The sequence below is a fragment of the Taishania pollutisoli genome, assembly GCF_014518315.1.
In the GTDB taxonomy this organism is placed as follows: domain Bacteria; phylum Bacteroidota; class Bacteroidia; order Flavobacteriales_D; family Crocinitomicaceae; genus Taishania; species Taishania pollutisoli.
Map to the genome: position 1 here is coordinate 151082 of NZ_JACVEL010000005.1, position 21378 is coordinate 172459.

The 21378-nt window shown below is 42.0% G+C and carries 16 protein-coding genes and 1 other RNA gene; 7 read left to right on the forward strand and 10 right to left on the reverse strand.

Going from position 1 to position 21378, the window contains the following annotated elements:
- Positions 1-266: 266 nt before the first annotated feature.
- Positions 267-1655, reverse strand: a complete 1389-nt coding sequence (gene fumC / locus H9Y05_RS09390; protein WP_163491453.1) for a class II fumarate hydratase — start codon at positions 1653-1655, stop codon at positions 267-269.
- A 200-nt stretch (positions 1656-1855) separates the two neighbouring features.
- On the opposite strand from fumC, the gene H9Y05_RS09395 reads away from it, so the two are divergent.
- Together H9Y05_RS09395 and asnB are read left to right on the forward strand one after the other, a co-directional pair.
- Positions 1856-2200 carry a tRNA-binding protein gene (locus H9Y05_RS09395; RefSeq protein ID WP_163491454.1) on the forward strand — a complete coding sequence of 115 codons (345 nt, stop codon included), beginning with the start codon at positions 1856-1858 and terminating at the stop codon, positions 2198-2200.
- A 78-nt stretch (positions 2201-2278) separates the two neighbouring features.
- On the forward strand, positions 2279-4183 hold the full coding sequence (asnB, locus tag H9Y05_RS09400; RefSeq protein ID WP_216714131.1) for an asparagine synthase (glutamine-hydrolyzing): 1905 nt from the start codon (positions 2279-2281) through the stop codon (positions 4181-4183).
- A 46-nt stretch (positions 4184-4229) separates the two neighbouring features.
- On the opposite strand, the gene H9Y05_RS09405 is transcribed toward asnB, so the two are convergent.
- On the reverse strand, positions 4230-6506 hold the full coding sequence (locus tag H9Y05_RS09405; protein WP_216714132.1) for a T9SS type A sorting domain-containing protein: 2277 nt from the start codon (positions 6504-6506) through the stop codon (positions 4230-4232).
- A gap of 158 nt (positions 6507-6664) precedes the next feature.
- Between H9Y05_RS09405 and H9Y05_RS09410 the strand changes: the two genes are divergently transcribed.
- From H9Y05_RS09410 to H9Y05_RS09420, 3 genes are all read left to right on the forward strand, one after another.
- Positions 6665-7885 carry a glycosyltransferase gene (locus H9Y05_RS09410; protein ID WP_216714133.1) on the forward strand — a complete coding sequence of 407 codons (1221 nt, stop codon included), beginning with the start codon at positions 6665-6667 and terminating at the stop codon, positions 7883-7885.
- Between the two features lie 188 nt (positions 7886-8073).
- On the forward strand, positions 8074-9969 hold the full coding sequence (gene dnaK, locus H9Y05_RS09415; protein WP_216714134.1) for a molecular chaperone DnaK: 1896 nt from the start codon (positions 8074-8076) through the stop codon (positions 9967-9969).
- A 252-nt stretch (positions 9970-10221) separates the two neighbouring features.
- Positions 10222-10875 carry a sterol desaturase family protein gene (locus H9Y05_RS09420; RefSeq protein WP_163491459.1) on the forward strand — a complete coding sequence of 218 codons (654 nt, stop codon included), beginning with the start codon at positions 10222-10224 and terminating at the stop codon, positions 10873-10875.
- A gap of 207 nt (positions 10876-11082) precedes the next feature.
- Here the strand turns inward: H9Y05_RS09420 and H9Y05_RS09425 are convergent, their stop codons facing one another.
- The 8 genes from H9Y05_RS09425 to H9Y05_RS09460 all read right to left on the reverse strand — a co-directional run bounded on the left by H9Y05_RS09425 (position 11083) and on the right by H9Y05_RS09460 (position 19383).
- Positions 11083-12702 (reverse strand): tetratricopeptide repeat protein, encoded by a 1620-nt coding sequence (locus H9Y05_RS09425; RefSeq protein WP_216714135.1) that lies wholly within the window; start codon positions 12700-12702, stop codon positions 11083-11085.
- Positions 12703-12802: 100 nt separating this feature from the next.
- Positions 12803-13738: a PstS family phosphate ABC transporter substrate-binding protein gene (locus tag H9Y05_RS09430; RefSeq protein WP_163491461.1), complete on the reverse strand. Its 936-nt coding sequence runs from the start codon at positions 13736-13738 to the stop codon at positions 12803-12805.
- Between the two features lie 312 nt (positions 13739-14050).
- An RNA gene (rnpB, locus tag H9Y05_RS09435) (RNase P RNA component class A) lies at positions 14051-14449 on the reverse strand.
- Positions 14450-14466: 17 nt separating this feature from the next.
- The gene (locus tag H9Y05_RS09440; protein WP_216714136.1) at positions 14467-15546 is read right to left on the reverse strand and encodes a T9SS type A sorting domain-containing protein; all 1080 of its coding nucleotides are present in this window, start codon (positions 15544-15546) and stop codon (positions 14467-14469) included.
- Between the two features lie 13 nt (positions 15547-15559).
- Positions 15560-16633: a hypothetical protein gene (locus tag H9Y05_RS09445; protein WP_216714137.1), complete on the reverse strand. Its 1074-nt coding sequence runs from the start codon at positions 16631-16633 to the stop codon at positions 15560-15562.
- 3 nt (positions 16634-16636) lie between these two features.
- Positions 16637-17947 (reverse strand): hypothetical protein, encoded by a 1311-nt coding sequence (locus H9Y05_RS09450; RefSeq protein WP_216714138.1) that lies wholly within the window; start codon positions 17945-17947, stop codon positions 16637-16639.
- A 2-nt stretch (positions 17948-17949) separates the two neighbouring features.
- The gene (locus H9Y05_RS09455; protein ID WP_163491465.1) at positions 17950-18540 is read right to left on the reverse strand and encodes an RNA polymerase sigma factor; all 591 of its coding nucleotides are present in this window, start codon (positions 18538-18540) and stop codon (positions 17950-17952) included.
- A gap of 117 nt (positions 18541-18657) precedes the next feature.
- Positions 18658-19383 (reverse strand): 3'-5' exonuclease, encoded by a 726-nt coding sequence (locus H9Y05_RS09460; RefSeq protein WP_216714139.1) that lies wholly within the window; start codon positions 19381-19383, stop codon positions 18658-18660.
- Between the two features lie 171 nt (positions 19384-19554).
- Here H9Y05_RS09460 and galE point away from each other — a divergent pair, with 171 nt between their 5' ends.
- Complete coding sequence (gene galE / locus H9Y05_RS09465; RefSeq protein ID WP_216714140.1) at positions 19555-20571, forward strand: UDP-glucose 4-epimerase GalE; 1017 nt, start codon at positions 19555-19557, stop codon at positions 20569-20571.
- A gap of 59 nt (positions 20572-20630) precedes the next feature.
- Positions 20631-21371 carry a hypothetical protein gene (locus H9Y05_RS09470; protein WP_163491468.1) on the forward strand — a complete coding sequence of 247 codons (741 nt, stop codon included), beginning with the start codon at positions 20631-20633 and terminating at the stop codon, positions 21369-21371.
- Positions 21372-21378: the final 7 nt, after the last annotated feature.

Genomic DNA, 21378 nt, shown 5'->3' on the forward strand with positions numbered 1-21378 from the left:
CGCAGTCTCCTTTGTTTTTGATCAGATTTTTAGCCTTCAGATGACACATGTCGTTATCGCCATATTGCGATGTGTCAATATTTCAATTCAACAAGAACCCCTGTTATAAAAAAAGGCTCACCACATCCCAGCTGAGTTTGCCGGTTTAATTTACTAATTGGATTAGCAAGGATGCCCGGCTCATCACATCACCCTTAAAACATAAAAAAAACTCCCCGGAGCAATCCGAAGAGCTTTTAGAATTATATCAGATACCAGATCAAGAATCAGATCATCTTGCGCGGATCTACCAGTTCGTCGTATTCTTCAGAAGTTACATACCCCAACGTAAGTGCCGCTGCTTTCAACGTTGTTCCTTCCTCGTGTGCTTTGTTTGCAATCTCTGCTGCTTTGTAGTACCCGATTTTCGTATTCAAAGCGGTAACCAGCATCAGTGAATTGTTTACCAATTCGTCAATTCTTCGTTGATTCGGTTCAATCCCCAACGCGCAGTGCTCATCGAATGAACGGCACGCATCTCCCAACAAACGTGCGGACTGCAGGAAGTTAGCAGCCATCATCGGTTTGAATACGTTCAGTTCGTAGTGTCCTTGCGTTCCTCCGATTGTAATTGCAACGTCATTCCCCATTACCTGCGCACATACCATTGTCATGGCTTCACATTGTGTCGGGTTTACTTTCCCCGGCATGATGGAAGATCCCGGTTCATTTGCAGGAATAATAATTTCTCCGATTCCGGAACGAGGTCCGGAAGCCATCATACGGATGTCATTCGCAATTTTGTTCAGAGAAACTGCCAGTTGTTTCAATGCTCCGTGTGATTCCACAACAGCATCATGAGCAGCCAGTGCTTCAAATTTATTCGGTGCAGTTACGAACGGCAACTGTGTAAATTCAGCGATTTTTTTCGCAACCAGTACATCATAGCCTTTCGGTGTGTTCAGTCCTGTACCTACAGCCGTACCACCCAACGCCAGTTCTGATAAATGTGCCAGGGTATTTTTTAATGCTTTCACTCCGTAATCCAACTGAGCGACATAACCGGAAAATTCCTGTCCCAATGTCAACGGTGTGGCATCCATCAAGTGGGTACGTCCGATTTTCACGATATCCGCAAATGCTTTCGCTTTTTTATCCAATGTATCGCGTAACCGGATCACAGAAGGAATCGTGTTTTCAATCAAAATCTTGTAACATGCAATGTGCATTGCTGTCGGATACGTGTCATTTGAAGACTGAGATTTATTCACATCATCGTTCGGCTGCAATGTTTTTTCGCCTTCTCCGATTACCTTTCCGGCCAAAACATGTGCACGGTGCGCGATCACTTCGTTCACGTTCATATTACTTTGCGTACCGGAACCTGTTTGCCAGATTACCAATGGAAATTCATTCGCTAATTTTCCTTCCAGAATTTCGTCACACACCTGTGAAATTGCGTCTCGTTTTTCAACTGCCAACACTCCTAATTCATGATTCGCATGAGCTGCTGCTTTTTTCAGGTATGCAAATGCCTCAATAATTTCTTTCGGCATGGAACCTTCTTCTCCGATTTTAAAATTGTTTCTTGAACGTTCTGTTTGTGCTCCCCAGTATTTATCTGCCGGCACCTGAACTTCCCCGATCGTGTCCTTCTCTGTTCTGTAAGTACTCATATTCTCTATTTTTTGGTGTTTTTGTCGTGTGCGAATATAGGTATTTTTTGAAAATGGTCTTTCGATTATTTTTCACAATCAATGCGCAACTGCATCTCCTTGTCAATTAAAAGTGGGCGAAGGACATCCTTTAATTAAAGTGACTTTTGTATTTTTGAGCAACTGTCCGGAATCAGCGGATCAGTCGTAAACAATCAGAAATGGAACAAGACAAGGAATACATCACCTGGAGCGATTTTGAAAAAGTAGAAATCCGGGTAGGAACAATTATTAGTGCGGAAGTGTTTGCAGAAGCACGAAACCCCGCCTATAAAATTGTCATTGATTTCGGGGAGTTCGGAACCCGGAAAACATCTGCACAGGTCACCCGGCTATATGAACCGGAAGCATTAATCGGAAAGCAGGTAACAGCTGTCATCAATTTTCCACCCAAACAAATTGCCAACATACAAAGTGAATGCTTATTACTCGGCGCTGTTGACGGAAAAGATGTAACACTGCTAACAACAGACAAACCGGTGAAAAACGGCTTAAGAATCGGATGATCGCCGGGAAAAAGAATTTATCAATGATTTAACAGATCAAACAATGGAAACTGTTGTTCGATTATTATCTTTGCTCCTATGTGTGGAATAGCTGGATTTATTGATTTTCAACGACGTTCGTCTTCAGAAGTACTGCAAGCGATGACCGACACCCTCTACCACAGAGGTCCGGACGGAGCAGGGTATGAATACGTTGAAACGCAACAGGCGCAGATTGGATTGGGACATCGACGGTTGGCCATTATTGACCTTACTGATCACGGAAAACAACCGATGCCATTTCAGGAGTTGTGGATTACATTCAACGGTGAAATATACAATTTCAAAGAAATCCGAAATGATTTGGCTGCTCTGGGACATTCGTTTACCAGCGAATCGGATACGGAAGTCATTTTGCATGCCTTTCACCAATGGGGACAGGACTGTTTGCACCGTTTTATCGGGATGTTTGCATTTGTGATTTACAATCCGGTAACTAATCAGGTGTTTATCGCACGGGACCGGACGGGAATAAAACCGTTGCATTATTATTTCGCAGACGGACTGTTTCTCTTCGCTTCGGAACTAAAAGCTTTTCACCGGCATCCACGGTTTCAGAAAAAGATCAACCTGAACGCTGTTGCCGCTTTTATGCAATATGGTAATGTTCCCGGAGATGAAAGTATTTTTGAAAGCTGTACCAAACTACTTCCCGGACATTTTGCTCTATTGGACTTAACGCACCAAACACTTACTGTTTCCCGTTACTGGAATGTCTACGATGCTTACAATAAACCGAAACTGACACTTTCATTTGAGGAAGCGAAAAAAGAAACGGAACAACTCATCCAATCGGCATGTAACTACCGGATGATTGCCGATGTACCGGTAGGGATTTTTCTGAGCGGAGGATATGACAGTACAACCGTTACAGCTTTACTCCAAAAAGAGCGTTCGCAACAGTTAAAAACCTATACAATCGGTGTACCGGATATCGGGTTGAACGAAGCTCCTTACGCGGAGGACATCGCCAAACACCTGGGAACGGAACACACTACTTATACCTGCACCGAAAAAGAAGCGCTGGAAGTCATTTCCCAACTTCCATTCTTCTATGATGAACCTTTTGCGGACAGCAGTGCCATTCCGACACATTTGGTAAGTAAAATTGCCCGAAAAGATGTGACTGTCGCACTCAGCGCAGATGGCGGGGATGAAGTATTCGCCGGGTACAACCGTTACGATTACCTGATGCGGTACGGAAAAAAAATCAATGCAATCCCGTCTTTTGTCCGAAAGGCAGCAGCGGGAATGATGCATGTGATTCCTTCGGAGTCCATTCCGGTACTGAAAAACAAATATAATTTTCACAACCGTTATGAGAAGTTGAAAGGGATTCTCAAAAATCCTTCTCCGGAACGAATCATGTTGAGTCTGAGTCAGCAATTTACAGACAACCAGATCAATCAATTATTTGCCCGGCAACTACATGTGTCTTCCAATGCATACCAAAGCAAAGAGTTGCGAGCGGACAACCATTCTCCACTCGCCTATGTGATGGCAATTGACTATCAGACATATCTTCCGGACGACATTCTTCAGAAAGTAGACCGGGCTACGATGTCTGTTAGCCTGGAAGGAAGGGAACCGTTGCTGGATCACCGGGTAATTGAATGGGCGGCACAGCTTCCGGATGATTACAAGTACCACAACGGAATTAAAAAATACATCTTGCGTGAAATCGCGCATCAATACATCCCTGAACGGTTGCTAAACCGTCCGAAAATGGGGTTTGCCATTCCAATTGCCAATTGGTTGACAAATGAGTTGCGGCCTGTCGTAGAAGAATACCTGGAAGAAAAACGCATTCGCGAACAGGGGATTTTTAACTGGGATTACGTCCACAAGTTAACATCCGGTTTCCTCGGGGGTAAAAAGGAATTTGATGTCAAAATCTGGTATTTACTCATGTTCCAGATGTGGCATGAAAAATGGATGGAATAGAACGGAGCGTTTTTAAATCGACAACAACTCCTTCTCACCTTTCACATTAACGTGCGATCTGTAATTTTGTAACCCGTCCGTCAATGGTTATGAAATAAACACCGTTTGTCAGTTTTTCTGTATTGATTACTGTTTCAGCAGCCACAATCCGTGTTTCAAACAGCCTTTTCCCTGTCAAATCCATGACAGCAACCACTGCATCCAGCGGTGCTCCGGAGATGGTAACGTAATTCTTTGCGGGATTGGGAAACAATGTAACTACTTGCTTCTCGTTCTCTTTGATCCCCACATTGCTTACCGTTACATTTTGGACGGATGACGTTCCTGTACAACCGTTTGAATTCGTCACCGTTACAGTGTAATTACCCGATTGTGTCGGCGTATATGTTTGTGAAGTTGCACCAGGAACAGGGTTTCCGTTTCGCTTCCACTGATAACTTGAAAATAGTTGGGTGGAAAGTGTGATTCCGCTTTGGGAAATAGTAGGTGTTGGCAAAGGATGAATTGTAAGCGACAAATGAACAATACTATCACAACCATTTGAACTGGTTAATGCGAATGTTGCAGTAGTGTTACTTTGTGTATAGGTCTGTCCGTTTATCCAAGTAAACGATCCGCAAGCTGTTCGAACATCTGTTCCTGTCGCATTGGGTAAAACAGTGAGATTTAATGTAACAACACTATCACAACCCGCGGGAGTTGTCAATGTGTGCGTAGCGGAATTATTTTCAGCAGTATATGTATTTCCGTCAATCCATTGCAAGCTACTTCCTTCACAAATTGTCCGAACATCCGTAGCTGTGGCCGGATGTCCGATGGTCAAATTCAAGGTTACAACAGAATCACAGCCAAGTGCGCTTTGAAGTGTGAACGTAGCCGTATTGTTATTTTCCGTGTAGGTAATATCATCAATCCAGGTATATGTCTCACAGGCAGTGATTTGATCTGTTGCAGTGAATGTGTGCGCTTTATCCGTTTCATAACAACCGAGATCAACAACACAACCTTGCAATCTTGCCTGTTTGTTTAAGTCCAGATTATACGACGAATAAACAAAACTGTTATTGCCGGCATTGATACATGGTGAGGTTTCCGACAATGAATAATCATACGAACCCGCATTAAAATTTGAAGTCGCCGACAAATTAGGATTGACGAATTGCGGATCCTGGTTCATGATGTTAACCCCGTTCGTATACCCGTTTTCAATCAAACAATCGGCAACATTATTTCCCAACTTCATCTGCCTGCCTGCATAAGGTGTATTTCCATAAATGATGCAATTCCTTACTTTATGGTGTGCTTTGTGCAGTTTGATCATCTCGCTCTGAATGGTGTTTACATACACATTGTAATTATGTGCAATCGTACAATTGACCATTTCAAACGTTTTTGCGGTGCTGGAACCGTTGAGTTGCCCTATGGATATAAACGTCGGGCTGAATGTATTTACTTTATTTCCGATTAAATATGAGTTTAAAATTTTGGCATTATTAAATTCATCAATATGTAAAATACCGTTATCGCTCGAATTATTAGTAAATATACACCTGTCGATGAGTATTGATTGATACGGGGCAGAATTGTCGTGAACAGCACCACTATAGGCTACATTCCCAACAAACTTACTGTCCCTGATAACGAGATTAGAATACCCGTCATTGTTATTGAAAGTATAGATTGCGCCACCGTTACCGCTACTTTGATTGCTAATAAATTCGCATTTTTCAATGGTGACATTAGAACTACTGATATAAAGAGCTCCACCATAACTAGATGCTCTGTTGGAATAAAAATAGCAGTTCTTAATGAATAAATGACCGCTCAGGGAAGTCAGGTAGCGCAGTCCTCCTCCTGTCTGACTGGAACCATTGCAATTTCCATTCATTATCCGAAATCCGTCTAACTCAATTGTTGAGGTGATATTACTTCCCCTGATTACATTATAAGAATTGTCAGAAGTTTCTCCTGCCTGACCAATATCACCATTTAGTACTGTCGGATTACCGGCAATGTTTCGCTCGGCAATACTTGTTTCATTTCCCGCAAAACCGCCGTACATATTCACACCGTCCCTTAGAACAAAGGCTGTTGTTCTTGTCGTTGATGTTGTAGGTTTATACTGCCCTGCAGCTACCCATATTTCATCACCGTAAACAACACTGCTTAAAGCAGTTTGCAGGCTGGTAAACGCATTCTCCCAGCTCAATCCGTTCTGAGTTCCTGAAGCAGCAGCATTGACATAATAAGTTGTTGCATATGATTTTAAAAGAGAACCTAAAGAAAATAGCGTTATCAGTAAAATGTTTCTTGTGGTTGTCATATCCTTTTCGTTAACAAATTTTTGGTGAAAATACAAACATTTTCATTTACAGGTAACTATTCCCATTCAAATTCAATGTAAAACAAATTTTCTATTTTGTCCCGTTATACAATAAAAACAACGACATTTACCTTCTGAATCTTTTTTATTAAACACAGATGAAAACCGTTTTGTACATATCCTATGACGGAATGACTGATCCCCTGGGGCAATCACAGGTGCTCCCCTATCTTCGCGGGCTCTGTAAAAACGGGTATCGAATCAGTTTGATCAGTTGTGAAAAGAAAGAACGGTTTGAACAACATCGGGAACAAATTGAACGCATTTGCAACGAGGCAGGTATCAACTGGCATCCGCTCAGTTATACAAAAAAGCCTCCGCTACTTTCCACAATTTGGGATTTGAAAAAAATCAATCGAAAAGCAGAGCAGCTTTATAAAACGGAACGTTTTCAACTTACACATTGCCGGAGTTACATCGCCGCGCTGGCAGGTATTCGCATGAAAAAGCGCTATGGAACAAAAATGCTCTTTGATATGCGTGGTTTCTGGGCAAACGAGCGTGTCGACGGAAATATCTGGAATTTATCCAATCCGTTATTCAAACAGGTGTATGCATTCTTTAAACGAAAAGAACGCATTTTCTTATCGCAATCCGACCACATTATTTCACTAACTGAAAACGGCAAGAACGAGCTACTTTCATGGAATGTACCGGCTGTTCATGACTCAAAAATTACGGTCATTCCATGCTGTGTTGACCTAAATTTGTTTGATCCCGAAACCATTTCACCGGATGAGCAGAACAATAAACGTGCGTCGCTTGGCATCGGGAAAACCGATTACATTGTCGGTTATGTCGGTTCAATCGGCACCTGGTACATGTTGCCGGAAATGCTGGATTATTTTGCTGTATTCAAAAAACACCATCCCGCTGCCCGTTTTTTATTTGTTACCGGCGAACATCCTGCGACTATTTTAGCTGTCGCACATGAAAAAGGAATTGATTCTTCAGCGATTCTTGTCACTTCCTGCCTGCATAAAGAGGTTCCTCTACACATCTCGCTGTTTAATGAATCGGTTTTTTTCATTCGTCCGTCGTATTCCAAAAAGGCTTCGTCTCCTACCAAACAGGGAGAAATCATGGCCATGGGGATTCCGTTGGTCTGCAACGCGGGAGTCGGAGATACGGATCGGATTGTGAGGCAGTATCATTCGGGAACAGTCATTGAAACATTGAACGATGTGTCGTATGAACAAGCTGTCGGAAAAGGAATTTCCTATGACCGGAACAAAACACTAACCGGGGCGACCGAATACTTTTCCCTGGAATCCGGCGTGGCGCGTTATGCTAAGATTTACGAAACATTGATCGGATAGGCTGTCATCCCGAAACCGACAAGTTGTTTTCTTTTTTATTCTTTCTGTCATACTTCCTGCCAATTCGTCACATTCCTGCTTTCTTTTATTGCCTGTTTTCGCAAAAATGACATAAAAACTGCTTTTTTTTCTGTTGGCACAATGATTGACTACTGACTACCAAATCAAAAATTGAAAATAATAATACAATGGGAAAAATAATAGGAATCGATTTAGGGACAACCAACTCATGTGTAGCCGTAATGGAAGGAAATGAGCCGGTGGTTATCGCTAACTCAGAAGGAAAAAGAACAACTCCATCTGTTGTAGGCTTTGTCGAAGGTGGAGAACGTAAAGTAGGAGATCCGGCAAAACGACAAGCCATCACGAATCCTACAAAAACGATCTATTCGATCAAGCGGTTCATGGGAAGCTCTTTTGATGATGCAACATCTGAAGTAAGCCGTGTACCTTATAAAGTGGTAAAAGGAGACAACAACACACCACGTGTTCAAATTGACGACCGCACGTATACTGCACAGGAAATTTCGGCAATGATTCTTCAAAAAATGAAGAAAACAGCTGAAGATTACCTGGGACAGGAAGTAACGGAAGCTGTTATTACTGTTCCTGCTTATTTCAATGACTCTCAACGTCAGGCGACAAAAGAAGCAGGTGAAATTGCAGGTTTAACAGTTAAACGTATCATTAACGAGCCGACAGCTGCTGCATTGGCTTATGGTTTGGATAAAAAAGGAGTTGACCAGAAAATTGTGGTATTTGACTTCGGTGGTGGTACACATGACGTTTCGATCCTTGAATTGGGTGACGGCGTATTTGAAGTATTGGCAACTGACGGTGATACGCACTTAGGAGGTGACGATGTGGATGAAGCAATCATCAACTGGCTGGCAAGTGAATTTAAAGCGGATGAAGGTGTAGATTTACGTCAGGATCCGATGGCTTTGCAACGGCTGAAAGAAGCTGCTGAAAAGGCAAAAATCGAATTGTCTTCAACAACATCAACAGAGATCAACCTGCCATACATCATGCCGGTGAACGGAATTCCAAAGCACCTGGTGAGAACATTGCAACGTTCTAAATTTGAGCAATTGATTTCTGACATCGTTGAACGCACCATCGCTCCTTGTCGTTCTGCACTGAAAAACGCAGGATTGTCAACAAGTGATATCGACGAAGTAATTCTTGTGGGTGGTTCTACACGTATTCCGATCATTCAGGACGCAGTAGAGCGTTTCTTCGGAAAAGCACCATCGAAAGGAGTAAACCCGGATGAAGTAGTTGCTTTGGGAGCTGCAATTCAGGGAGGTGTCCTGACAGGAGAAGTAAAAGATGTATTATTGTTAGACGTTATTCCACTGTCATTGGGAATCGAAACAATGGGGGGTGTTTTCACGAAATTGATCGATGCGAACACAACGATTCCGACAAAAAAATCGGAAACATTCTCAACGGCATCTGACAACCAACCTTCCGTAGATATTCACGTGTTACAGGGAGAACGTACAATGGCGTCCGACAACAAGACACTGGGAAGATTCCAATTGTCTGACATTCCACCTGCGCCGAGAGGAGTTCCTCAAATTGAAGTAACATTTGACATCGATGCGAACGGAATCATGAACATTTCTGCGAAAGATAAAGGAACAGGAAAACAACAGTCTATCAAGATTGAATCTTCTTCCGGTTTATCAGACGAAGAAATCGCACGTATGAAGGCGGATGCCGAAGCACATGCGGAAGCAGACAAAGCACGTGCGAAAGAAGCTGAAACGATTAACAAGGCAGACTCGTTGATCTTCCAGACAGAACGTCAGTTGAAAGAATACGGAGATAAAATTCCGGCAGATAAAAAACAACCGATCGAAGATGCCCTGGCAGAATTAAAGAAAGAATTCGAAGCGAAAAATGTAGCGAATCTGGAGCCGGCAATGGAAAAACTGAACAACGTATTCCAGGCTGCTTCACAGGAAATGTACAACGCGGCAAATGCACAAGGAGAAAATCCGGGGCAGGATGCCGGAACAAACCCTACAGATGAAGTAACAGATGTCGACTTTGAAGAAGTAGAAGACAAAAAATAAATTATCAGGCCTTTACTCCTAATTTATATATAAGCCGCCTCACAAGGGCGGTTTATTTTTTACTCCAAATTTGTTTTTAAATCACATGAAATAATAGTACATTTGGGTAATACCAAAATGACAAATTTATGTATGCCGGGATTCTTGACTGAGGATTAAAATTCAATCGGGATTCTGTCCGTTTTAACAATAATTTAATTGACTATCGTTGAAATCAAGCATACATTTGAACCGTTTTTAAATTAAACCAATATGGGAAAGATAGAAGTAAATGTTTATCCGGACTCTGACTCGCCTAAACTTTTTAAGAATAAGTTCTTAGAATTCCTCACCAAAACACACCCACTCGTTATCGATGCAATGTACCTCACCATTGCTTATTTCCTCATCTCACATTTTTATGTCAACCATTCTCAATCGGTTCTTTTCATTGTGGGATTATTTTTTGCCGGTTTTTTTTCCTGGTCCTTCGCGGAATACCTGATGCACCGTTTCCTGTATCATAAGATTGAGGATGCCACGTACAACACCGGGATTCAATACCTGTTTCACGGAATTCATCACGAATATCCGAATGATAAAACCCGGCTGGTATTGCCGATTATCCCTTCATTCGTAATTGCTTCCGTGTTCTTCGCTATTTTTTACCTGATTATGGGCAAGTATGCATTTGTGTTCGGCCCCGGGTTTATGATCGGTTATTGTGCTTATATGACTGTTCACTATACCGTTCATAAAGTTGCGCCTCCGAAACGTTTTAATTTCTGGTGGACGTTTCACAACATCCATCATTATCAGCAACACGATCGTGCATTCGGTGTTACATCCCCGTTATGGGATATTGTCTTCGGTACAATGCCTGAAAAAAACAGAAAAACGGTAGATGTAAAACTGAAAAAAGAATGAATCACTTTCTTTCGTAGAAAAATAGATTGAAAAGCTAAGCGGTGTCTTAGCTTTTCTTTTTTGCGTAAATCCACCTGGTAATCTCCTTCCGGCAAACGCGAATAGATAAGCCCTGTCCAAACTGTTTCACCGGATCAGACAGCAAGAAAAAAGCGACTCTGTTGAAACAGGTCGCTTTTCATCTTCTACTTTATATACGGAAGTGTATTATTTTACTGTACTAAAGAATGCTTTCGCTTGCGGATCATCCGGAATCAGTGTTTGCACCTGTTTCCATACCTCTTTTGCTTTTTCAATGTCTTTCTCAGGAGAGTTGACATAAAAATCACCCAGGTACTTCAATGCTTCAACAGCCATGCTTTTGTACTGTCCTGCTTTCTCTTCGTCTTTCAACAGGTTCAGGAATTGCTCGTAATGCGGTTTTGCCGACCAGGTAACTTTATCCAAATCCAACTGTACATTTGAACGCGCTCTCCACAAATGGCTCATCGCATAATCCGGTGATTGAGCCAGTACTCTTGCGTGTGCCTGATCCGATTTTACAAAGTCTTTCGGCCCGAAATAATATGCACGTCCCAATTCATAATACTCCGCAAGTGTCAGGTTACTTGAATCCCCCGCCATCTTTTTGTTGAAGATCGCAATGGCACTTTCGTAATTCTTGTCCTTCATGTACGTTTTCGCAAGGTCTGCATATACTTCGCTCGCGATTGTCTTATCAACTTCCGCTGCTTTTTCCATTCCCTTCAAATACAATTCCGGCTGATTCATTTTTTGGTAATACAACGCCTGGTACTTGTAATCCGCTCCCAGAATTTTATCTTGCGGTACGATTTTAAAGAAATCGTTCATTGCTTCAAAACCTTTTACGTAGGCAGCTGAATCTGCATTGTTTGCCGTGTTATTTTCGTAGATGGAATACGCCAGGATACGTGCCGTAAAGTGATTTTTGAATCCTTTATCATGTAGGATATGAATCTCCTTAATTGTCTCAGGATATTTTTTCCCCATGAATAATGAAGTTGCATAACGGTAACGCGCATGGTCACTATCATTCAATTGCAGGTATTTTTCCCAGTTGACAATTGATTGGCTTGCCTGGTCATATTTCATGTTTAACTCAGCGCGTTCGCGGTAAGAAGGGGCGTAATTCGGCTCCATATCCTGCGCAACTTTATACAAACTGTCTGCCAGTTTCGGGTTTTGTGCCCGTTGATAAATTTTTGCTTTTCGAACGAATACACGTGCATTGTTATTGATATCACCGGCCTGGTTATAGCTTTTCATTGCCTCTGTACTGTTGCGCGGGTTAATCTCCACCTGTGCATCTCCCAATAAGAGGTAACCGTTTTGGTTTTTCGGCTCCAGTTTGATCGCTTCATTCAACAAATTCACAGCCTGGTTCAAGCTTTTTTGCGGAGAATTGATAAACACCGAAGCAATCTGACGAATCACTTCTGCATTTCTGCGTTTTGTAGTTTTCAACACTGTCTGGAAAATAACACTTGCTGCGGTTGTGTCACCACTCAACCACAACGCTTTTCCTTTTCCAACTTGTGAAAGCGGGTTTTCAGGATCTAATTCAGCTCCTTTGTTCCAAACAATTTTAGCTGAATCGATATCATCCGACTGGAAGAAATTTTCTCCGTAGAAAAAATAATTGTCCCCAACCGAAGGTGTTCCCTGTGCTATCAAAGTACGAAAATCTTTCGCCGCTTCTTCATATCTTTCGTTATCTGTCTTCTTAATTGCATCCGGAAGTGTTTGTCCGAAACCAAAGCTTCCTGCAAACATTAAAGAAAATACTGCTACTGTATATCGTTTCATTTCTAATTATTTACTTATTTCAATCATAGCAAGGTACCAATATCCTTGCCAAACATTCAATGTGCGTTTTTTAAAAAACCGCTAATGTACTGTTTTTTTATTATTTCGTAGTAATATTTACCATTCTGGCAACCATATTCGCAGGTATCAGCGATGCTTTTTGGATGATCAGCTGCCCTTTCTCTCCGGTCATGAAATTTATAAAACCGGCATTTAAAGTTGTTCTTCCTGCCTTGTTCAGCAACCATACTTCACGCACCAACGGATATCCTTTATTTTGATGGTACCCTTCATAAATGTACGCCTGATAAGGTTTAAAATATTCTTCCCCCTCTGTTTTTGCCAGGGCAACGATGTTGATTCCGTCTCTGAAATCCAGTGTCGTCGGATCGTCTTCATCACTGATCCAGTTGACACCGATAACTCCAAGCGCATTTCGATTTTCTTTCACAAAATTGATAACTTCTTCATTTGAATTCACTGCAAATACATTTGCAGGGAGCGTACTGATTTCAGATAAGTTTTTCAGGTAGATGAAATTTGCCGAATTCGGATTGTCGAATACGACATTGATTTTTCGGTTGGATCCCTGCCACAGGGAGTCTTTCCCGCTGATAATGTTTTTCAATCGCTCAACAGTCATCAAGGTATCCGTATTCTCAGGGTGTACAATCAGTGCCAGCGCATCAATCGCCAGCTTCGTACTCCTTACTTCTACATTGTTTTTCGCCAGTAATGATTTTTTTTCTTCTTCCGTGAAATCCCTTGTAATGCAGATGGTGGAAGTTTTCCCGGTGATAAATGCATCAATTGCCTCCACTTCATTTACATAATCTGCATTAATTGTTGCAAGCGGAAATTGTCCTTCAAAGGTATAAATACTCGTTTCAAACAGCGGTTTGAATGATTCTTCGAGGTAGATATTAATTTCTCCCGAGCTGTTGGTGTTTTTCCCTTTCATACTATTGTTATTAGTATTACACGCTGTAAATGCTGCTACAAGCACAGACAATGGGATTACAAGATGTCTCTTCATACGACTAAGAATTAATGTTGATTGGATTTATTTTTTTTATACAGTTGGTACAACCGGTAGCTTCTGAACACGGCGTATACCAATAACAATCCTGCGAAAACATTCCGTTGCGTGTTGGATAAATTAGGTAAAAAATCATTGGAAAAAATGAGGAAATAGCTCCAGATCAAGCTAATTACAATGACAAAACCCGAAAAAATGTAGTTAATAAAATTGGTATTCACGCCTCTTAATTTGTTCAAAGGTAAGGATAATGAGACGTTAATAAAAATAAATAGACGTTAAGAAAATTTAATTTATCCGGAAAAAAAAAGAAAAGGCAAATCTATAAGCCGGGTTCTGTTCCGGTGTTTCCACCAGATGTTTATCATTTATCTAGCCCCGACTTCGCAATCGGGATCCATCAGCCTACCCTCCGGGATCGGGCGAGCAACCCTTTTACACATCCACACAAGGTGAACGTGAATCCCCGGTATACATGGCCTTTCAACGCGTAAGGTTTGCCTAGCTACAGTACATCACTGCCTGCACGGTGAGCTCTTACCTCACCTTTTCACTATGACCCGAAGGCTACTTATTTTCTGCTGCACTTTCTGTTACCACTCCGACAGAATCGGAGCAATACCTTCCCGTTAGGAAGTACGCCGCTCTACGTTGCCCGGACTTTCCTCTCTTCGTCATCTGACGAACAGCGATAAACCGATTTGCCTTGCAGCAAAGGTACGGATTTATTTTTTCACAAATGATGTTGTTACTGTTTCCCCGTCTTTTTGTGCGGACAGCAGATACATTCCGGAATTGAGATTTGATGTATTGATTGCCTGTACCGCATGTTCGAATGACAACTGCTGTACCAGGGTTCCGTCGAGGTGGTAAATGCTGATGTGTTTCATTCCGCTTGCCCATGATAGGATCAATTCATCCGTTACCGGATTCGGATATACTTTCAGTGCACCTGATTCACCGATTGTTTCAATTCCCAGGTAATTATTGTCTTTGTACTCCGCTGATACAACCGTTTCATTTCCCATCAATTCTGTCGTAACAACTTTTAAAATCGGGGTTTTCTCTCCGTTAGCAATCCATTCATATTCATAGGTCACCGGAATATCCAGTCCAAATGCCGTACCGTTGTACTTAACGGAATCGGTTTCTTCTATTTTATGTTGCACTCTGAGCACATCAAATGTTCCGAAAGGTGTTGTAATCTGTCCCCATCCGTCAACAACAGTAGTTCTTTTTCGCTGTTGAATCCATTCAGCAGGAATAAACATACTCATATCCAGATGCGTGTATCTTCTTGAAATGTACTCATCTTCATATTCCAACGGGTAAATGTATTTCGTTTCAATCGTATCTGATTTAATCGGAATGGCCTGACCGTTAATTGATGCCGAATAGCCAACCAGCGTCATTTTTTGTGCATTCTTTTTTGTATACTGGAACACATTTTCTATCTGTACAGGAAGTAAATTGCCAAACTGGTTCAGAGGCAAATCCGTAAAGGGCATGTAATAACTTGAACGATATGCCGTCACCGCCGTAGGTCCATAACTTAAATTAATAAGAAACGGAACTCCTGAAAGCGAGTTGTGTTCCCTTGTCACCTGGTCCAAAAGCGTCAGGTTGGAAAAATCCCATTGGTGATTCGGTCCGGTAGATGAATAGTCAAGTGTCAGATCTGCTGTTCTGCTTACGGTAAGAGCATCTCCTGCAACCGGAAAATCCGCGTCTGTGATTGTAATCTGGCTGTTTCCCATATACGGAAACACAGGTATGAGCAATAGTGATAATAAAGTTAGTTTCATATACTTATTGTTTTCAATAGGGTGACTCAATAGCGAAAATCACTTCCAGTTGCGAATGTACTAAATTTCCTGATAGTAAACTCTTTGCATTTCCTTTAATTGCACCTGTAACTTTGTATATTTTATTCCCGTTCGGCAATTCTTTGAATAACGAGATTGAATTCACAGACAAACTTCCCGGTATGTCCGTAGAGGCATGACTGGCATACACGTCTGCATCATTTTGAAAGGACATCTGCACTCTAAAGTCATTGAAGTAAACCTGTTCAACTGCCGTTTTATACGTTTCCATATCCAGCATATACCTTCCCTGACCGTCTGTATCGACCAATACTTCATGTGTTCTGACAATTCCGTTTGTAAATGTTGTTACAGCTTTTACAGCAATCACTCCGGCACCCGGACTCAGAGACATTTGTTGCTCTTCCGATGCCAATTCGCCATTCACATACCACTTAACTCCCGCAATCGGGGTACTGCTTGATTCCAGCCATAAATTGGTTGCTCCGGTACCTTGTTGAGGGTTGAACTTAATTTTGTATCCCGCCAGATCTTTGTATCCCAACAATACTTTATTGCAAACGGTTCTGGTCGTTCCGTCATTGAACTCCACATCAGCACATATGGTATGAAATCCGGAACTTAAGATGCTCAGATTACTCCCGATTTCCATTCCGTCAAGTGAATAGACAATTGATTCTATCTGCTGACTATTCGGCAGGTTTTGATGATTTACCGTGTACCAATTCTGTTCGTCATATGCGAATGATAAATTGGGGGTCATTATTTCTGAAAAAGTAGGGGGTATCCCTATTTCGCCACTAGAAACTGCTAAGGAAAAAACCGATGATCCTTTGATCATCTTCCCGGATAAAAATTCGATTCCGTTAATTGTTATCACAGTAGTTTCCTGGTACGCCCCGTCAACTCCCGCAGTCATGTCTATTGCATGTTCCCCAATTGTTCCTTTCACCCTAAAAACAGGCGTTTCACTGGCTGCCTCTTCGGGTTTTTGAAACTCTTCTTTTTTACACGCAGAAAATAAGAAGGTGCCGGAAATTAAAATAAAAAATATGTTTTTTTTCATGCGTTAAAATCGTTTTACGAATCCCAACTCTAACCTCAACGGGAGTTGATTGTGCTCGCCGTTAAAATTCGTGTTCATCAATAGTTTATTGACTCTTGCTCCGATCCCCAGCTCCAACAACATCTGGTGTTTAAACTGATATTGAAAGGAGAGTCCCGCATCTAATCCGAATGTATTGAAGTTATCTGATCGTACATATTGTTTTTCGGTTGTCTGTGTCATGGAGCCTTCGACTACTTTTCCATTCTCCTCCTGAGTCTGGCTCATCTTCGCACGCGCACTGATCAGATAAGAAGGTGAGATCTCCAATCCCACGGCAAATTTACGGAACACATAATGGGCATGGATATTTAAATCTACGAACTGCAATCGATCATAGGCAATCGACTGATTGACACTGATCAGCCCCAGGGAGTAATATTCGCGGCTTCGACTTACAGTAAGATCATTCAGCATTTGTTGTCTGAATCCGAGACCTCCTCCCAGTCGGAAGTGGTTTCTGATGGTGTAATCAACTCCTGCCTTAACCCCCCATTGGATGTACAGGTTGGTCGGCTGACGAAGGTATGAGGTTCCTGCTCCTGCATCTGCAGCAACATAAAAACCTGTTTTTTTCTTCAATAGGAGTTCATCAACATCCACCGCACGCGTAGTAGTTTCTTCAACTGAAGGTGTTATTTCCGGATTCTCCTCTTTCATTTCCGCTACGTTTCCGGATGATACTGCTTCTTCGATTTGTCCTGTCGGCTCACCGGTCATCAATTGTTTTTCCTGAACGAATGTTGCGGATTCATTGACATGATGGTTAGTTGTTGCCGGAAGAATACCTGTCGTACTGTTTGTCGTGTTTTCCTCTCTTACAGTCGTTTCGTATTGTTTCTCAACAAACGCGTGTGTTTTCCCGGAAACAGCCATTGGTATTGTTTCGGTCGTTTTCATCTGGTATTGTTCACCTGAAGGAATGAACGTTCCGGATACAACCGGGTTGTTCTCGCTGATCGGATTACCGGACACATTCTGAGCCTCTCCTGTTGTTGTTTCAGATGTACCTGCAGACACGTTATTCGTTTGTGCAACACGTGTTTTTGCAGGTGAAGTCATTGTTCCATTTGTAGTGGTGTAGTAATAACTCAGGGCGATCATCACCATCAGCAGAGCAGATCCGAAGAACCACCAGGCAAATCGCTTTCTGGCGGGCTTCTCTGCATTCAGCATTGCCTCCATTTCTTTCCAATATGCATCATTGTAACCAACGGTCTGTTGATCGGATGCTTTCTTGTAAAGGTTATCTATTTCTTCATCTGTCCATCCCATATTTATAAGGCCACTTTAAGTCGATTTGTTTTCATTTTTTCAATTGTTTCCAGTTTTTCCCTCAATATTTTTCTGCCTGTCGAAAGGTGCCATTTAGAAGTTCCCTCTGACATTTCAAGCATTTCAGCGATTTCTTTGTGTGAATATCCTTCTACCACAAACAGGTTAAATACCCTGGCAGTCAGTTCAGGCAGTTCGGCTACCAACTTCAGAATCAGTTCATACCCGATCTCCTGTTCACCATCATTTTCAAAGTGACTTCCCTGTACTTCCAGCTCTCGTTCTGTTTCCTTTCCCGTCACTTTAGAAGAATAGTTTCGTTGTTTCCGGTATTCATCAATGAGTGTGTTTATTGTAATGCGTTTAGCCCATGGTACAAAATTCAATTGTTCAGGTGTATCTTTCAGGCTTTTCAGAATTTTCATAAAGGCTAAATGAAATGATGAACGGGCATCCTCTTCATTGGTATGGTAGCGGACACAAACAGGCATAAGAATCCCGAAACACATCTCGTACAAGACCTGTATGGCTTTCCGATCTTCCTTCACACACTTTGCGAGTAGTTCAGGTGTAATATTATCCGGTTTCTTCAAAATCCTTATAAAATTGTCCGACTGCAAGTTACATCTTTATTAACAATTATCAAAAATTCTTCTTTCTTAACGAAGTCTGAAAATAAAAGGTTGGGTGCAGCCGGAAAAAACAGGTATTTATGTCGAATGGTACACCTCTGCCTGGTCGACCAAAGGTTCTCCCTGCATTCTCAAAAAGAGTTGAATCAATGCGACCACATCTTTTTCACAATATACTTTGATGCGCTCCAGGTTCTTTTCTTCGTAGTAGACACGAGCCACATCTGCCCCTGAAATATCATCTTTCGGAGTTGGAATTTTAAACACATGGCACAACAATGCGAGTGAAGTGTATGCTTTATAATCTCCGAATTTCCACAATTCCATTGTGTCCAGGTGTGCAATTTCCCATGGTTTTTTACCTGCCATATTGAGAATATTGGGAAGTTCTATACCGTGGATCAGCATTCTGCGACAGATGTAGGGGAAATCAAATTCTTTGGCATTGTGACCGCACAACAAATGATAGGGAGTATTGTAGTGTTCATCCAGCAATCGCTTGAATTGCAATAACAGGGTCTCTTCATCATCGTGGTAAAATGACTTCAGACGGAGCTGCCTTCCTGTACCCGTATCGTGCAGAAAACCGACAGAAATACAGATGATTTTCCCAAATTCCGCAAGAATTCCCGCTCTTCGGAAATATGCTTCTTCAAAATTTCCGATTTCATCCGGAGATACATTCAGCTTGGTCCCAAACAATTTTCGTGTTTCCTCATCCAAATCCTGTGGCAGGTATACCTGGGGAACTGTTTCAATGTCCAGAAAAAGTACCTTCTCCAGGTTCAGTGTATTTAAAAGCATGTTCGTGTAAATTTTTAATTATCATTTTAAATATAGGTAAAATAATCGAAAGCCAAACTGTTTTACCGGCAGTTCCTCCCAATTGATTTGAGAATACCGGCCAACGGGAGAATCAACGGTCACAGTAAAAGACTGAAATATTTCTTATATTCGCTCCTCAATCGAACGAACATGAAAAACATTCTGGTTACAGGTGGTGCAGGTTACATCGGCTCTCATACCGTTGTTCAACTCATTGAAAAAGGATACGCACCGATTATCCTGGATGATTTCCGGAATTCACACGAAACTGTTATCAGGGAACTGGAAACAATCACAGGGAAAAAAGTGCCCGTAATTGCTGTCGATGTGTGTGATAAAAAAGAAGTTGCCGCGGCACTGGAAGGAATGCAGATTGAGGGTGTGATCCATTTTGCAGCCTATAAAGCTGTTGGGGAATCCGTCACAAATCCTTTACAATATTACCGCAATAATATTGAAAGCCTGGTCACAATACTTGATTGGTCCGTGCGAAATAAGGTAACCAATTTTATTTTTTCTTCTTCCTGTACCATATACGGAGAACCGGAAGGCGTAAAAGAAGTAACGGAGGGCACACAACCAGGCATCGTCAGGTCTCCCTACGGACAAACAAAAGTAATCGGTGAGCAGATTTTAACCGACGTTAAAAAAAGCGGGGCTCCGCTCAACATGCTTGCCTTGCGCTATTTCAACCCGATCGGTGCGCACCCTTCGGGATTAATCGGTGAATTACCGATAGGAAAACCCAACAATTTGTTGCCGTTTATTACCCAAACAGCTGTCGGCATTCAACCGGAGTTAACTGTTTTCGGAAGCGATTACCCTACTCCTGACGGAACATGCATCCGCGACTACATTCATGTGATGGATATTGCGGACGCACATGTTCAGGGACTTCATTTCCTTGAAACAACTCCTCTGCAGGATGTCGAATTCATTAACATCGGGACGGGAAAAGGAACTTCTGTACTTGAACTGATCCGTACCTTTGAAAACGTATCCGGACAAGCGGTTCCCTGGAAGTTCGGAGAAAAAAGACATGGGGATGTGGCTGAAATATATGCCAATCCTGCCAAATCAAAAAAACTGCTGAACTGGAGTACAAAATACACAACGGAAGATGCTGTGAGGGATGCCTGGAGATGGGAACTAAACATTCGCAGGTGAAATCGCGTTTTGAACAAAAGAATGATTAAATTTGTTTCCCGTTGTTACACACGATGATTTTGAAATTCAACATAGCCATTGTTTTTGTCTGGATATCCCTGACCGGATTCGGGCAGTATAATTCCAGGGGAGAAAACAAATCGCGGTTTCGACCGGGAGTTATGTGGTACAATACAGGGTGGAAACCTGCACGGCCGGAAATGCTGCGCAAATACGATCGCCTGATGTTTGACATTACATACAATGACTGGATTGGAGACCGGAAGACTTTTAAAATGAAGGGACCTTCCATGGGAATGAACGTAAGCTGGCTGTTTGAAATTCCATTGGCCAGTCAAAACGTGGTCTCTCTTGCAATCGGGCCAAGCTATGGTTTTCATAAACTTCGCCACGACATGCCCGTTGTATACGACCAGGAAAATCGGACAACTACTTTCGGTGACCTTCAGGATGTGGGGCTGTTCGGAAAGCGAAAATTAATCGGGCATCAGCTTTCGGTACCTCTCGAACTGCGTTTTCGGACAAAGGGATGGAGACATTTCAAAGTACACATCGGCGGAAAAATCGGTTATCAGCTGAGTCTTTTTGAGAAAGCAAAATTTGAACAGGACGGTGTGCAGCATGTAGAAAAAATAAAAAACGCTCCGGATATCCAGCGACTCATTTATTCTGCCCATGTACGCATAGGCGTCCGGGATTTTGCTGTGTTTGGTTCGTACAACTTTAACCCGATGTATTCCGGAGACGGCAGTACTCAATTGCATTTACTGCAATTAGGATTGACCATCTCTTTGTTTTAATTTCCCG

Excerpts from the sequence above, each read along its gene's own strand:
- fumC (WP_163491453.1), bottom strand. The coding sequence starts at position 1,655 with ATGAGTACTTACAGAACAGAGAAGGACACGATCGGGGAAGTTCAGGTG.
- H9Y05_RS09395 (WP_163491454.1), top strand. The coding sequence starts at position 1,856 with ATGGAACAAGACAAGGAATACATCACCTGGAGCGATTTTGAAAAAGTA.
- asnB (WP_216714131.1), top strand. The coding sequence starts at position 2,279 with ATGTGTGGAATAGCTGGATTTATTGATTTTCAACGACGTTCGTCTTCA.
- H9Y05_RS09405 (WP_216714132.1), bottom strand. The coding sequence starts at position 6,506 with ATGACAACCACAAGAAACATTTTACTGATAACGCTATTTTCTTTAGGT.
- H9Y05_RS09410 (WP_216714133.1), top strand. The coding sequence starts at position 6,665 with ATGAAAACCGTTTTGTACATATCCTATGACGGAATGACTGATCCCCTG.
- dnaK (WP_216714134.1), top strand. The coding sequence starts at position 8,074 with ATGGGAAAAATAATAGGAATCGATTTAGGGACAACCAACTCATGTGTA.
- H9Y05_RS09420 (WP_163491459.1), top strand. The coding sequence starts at position 10,222 with ATGGGAAAGATAGAAGTAAATGTTTATCCGGACTCTGACTCGCCTAAA.
- H9Y05_RS09425 (WP_216714135.1), bottom strand. The coding sequence starts at position 12,702 with ATGAAACGATATACAGTAGCAGTATTTTCTTTAATGTTTGCAGGAAGC.
- H9Y05_RS09430 (WP_163491461.1), bottom strand. The coding sequence starts at position 13,738 with ATGAAGAGACATCTTGTAATCCCATTGTCTGTGCTTGTAGCAGCATTT.
- H9Y05_RS09440 (WP_216714136.1), bottom strand. The coding sequence starts at position 15,546 with ATGAAACTAACTTTATTATCACTATTGCTCATACCTGTGTTTCCGTAT.
- H9Y05_RS09445 (WP_216714137.1), bottom strand. The coding sequence starts at position 16,633 with ATGAAAAAAAACATATTTTTTATTTTAATTTCCGGCACCTTCTTATTT.
- H9Y05_RS09450 (WP_216714138.1), bottom strand. The coding sequence starts at position 17,947 with ATGGGATGGACAGATGAAGAAATAGATAACCTTTACAAGAAAGCATCC.
- H9Y05_RS09460 (WP_216714139.1), bottom strand. The coding sequence starts at position 19,383 with ATGCTTTTAAATACACTGAACCTGGAGAAGGTACTTTTTCTGGACATT.
- galE (WP_216714140.1), top strand. The coding sequence starts at position 19,555 with ATGAAAAACATTCTGGTTACAGGTGGTGCAGGTTACATCGGCTCTCAT.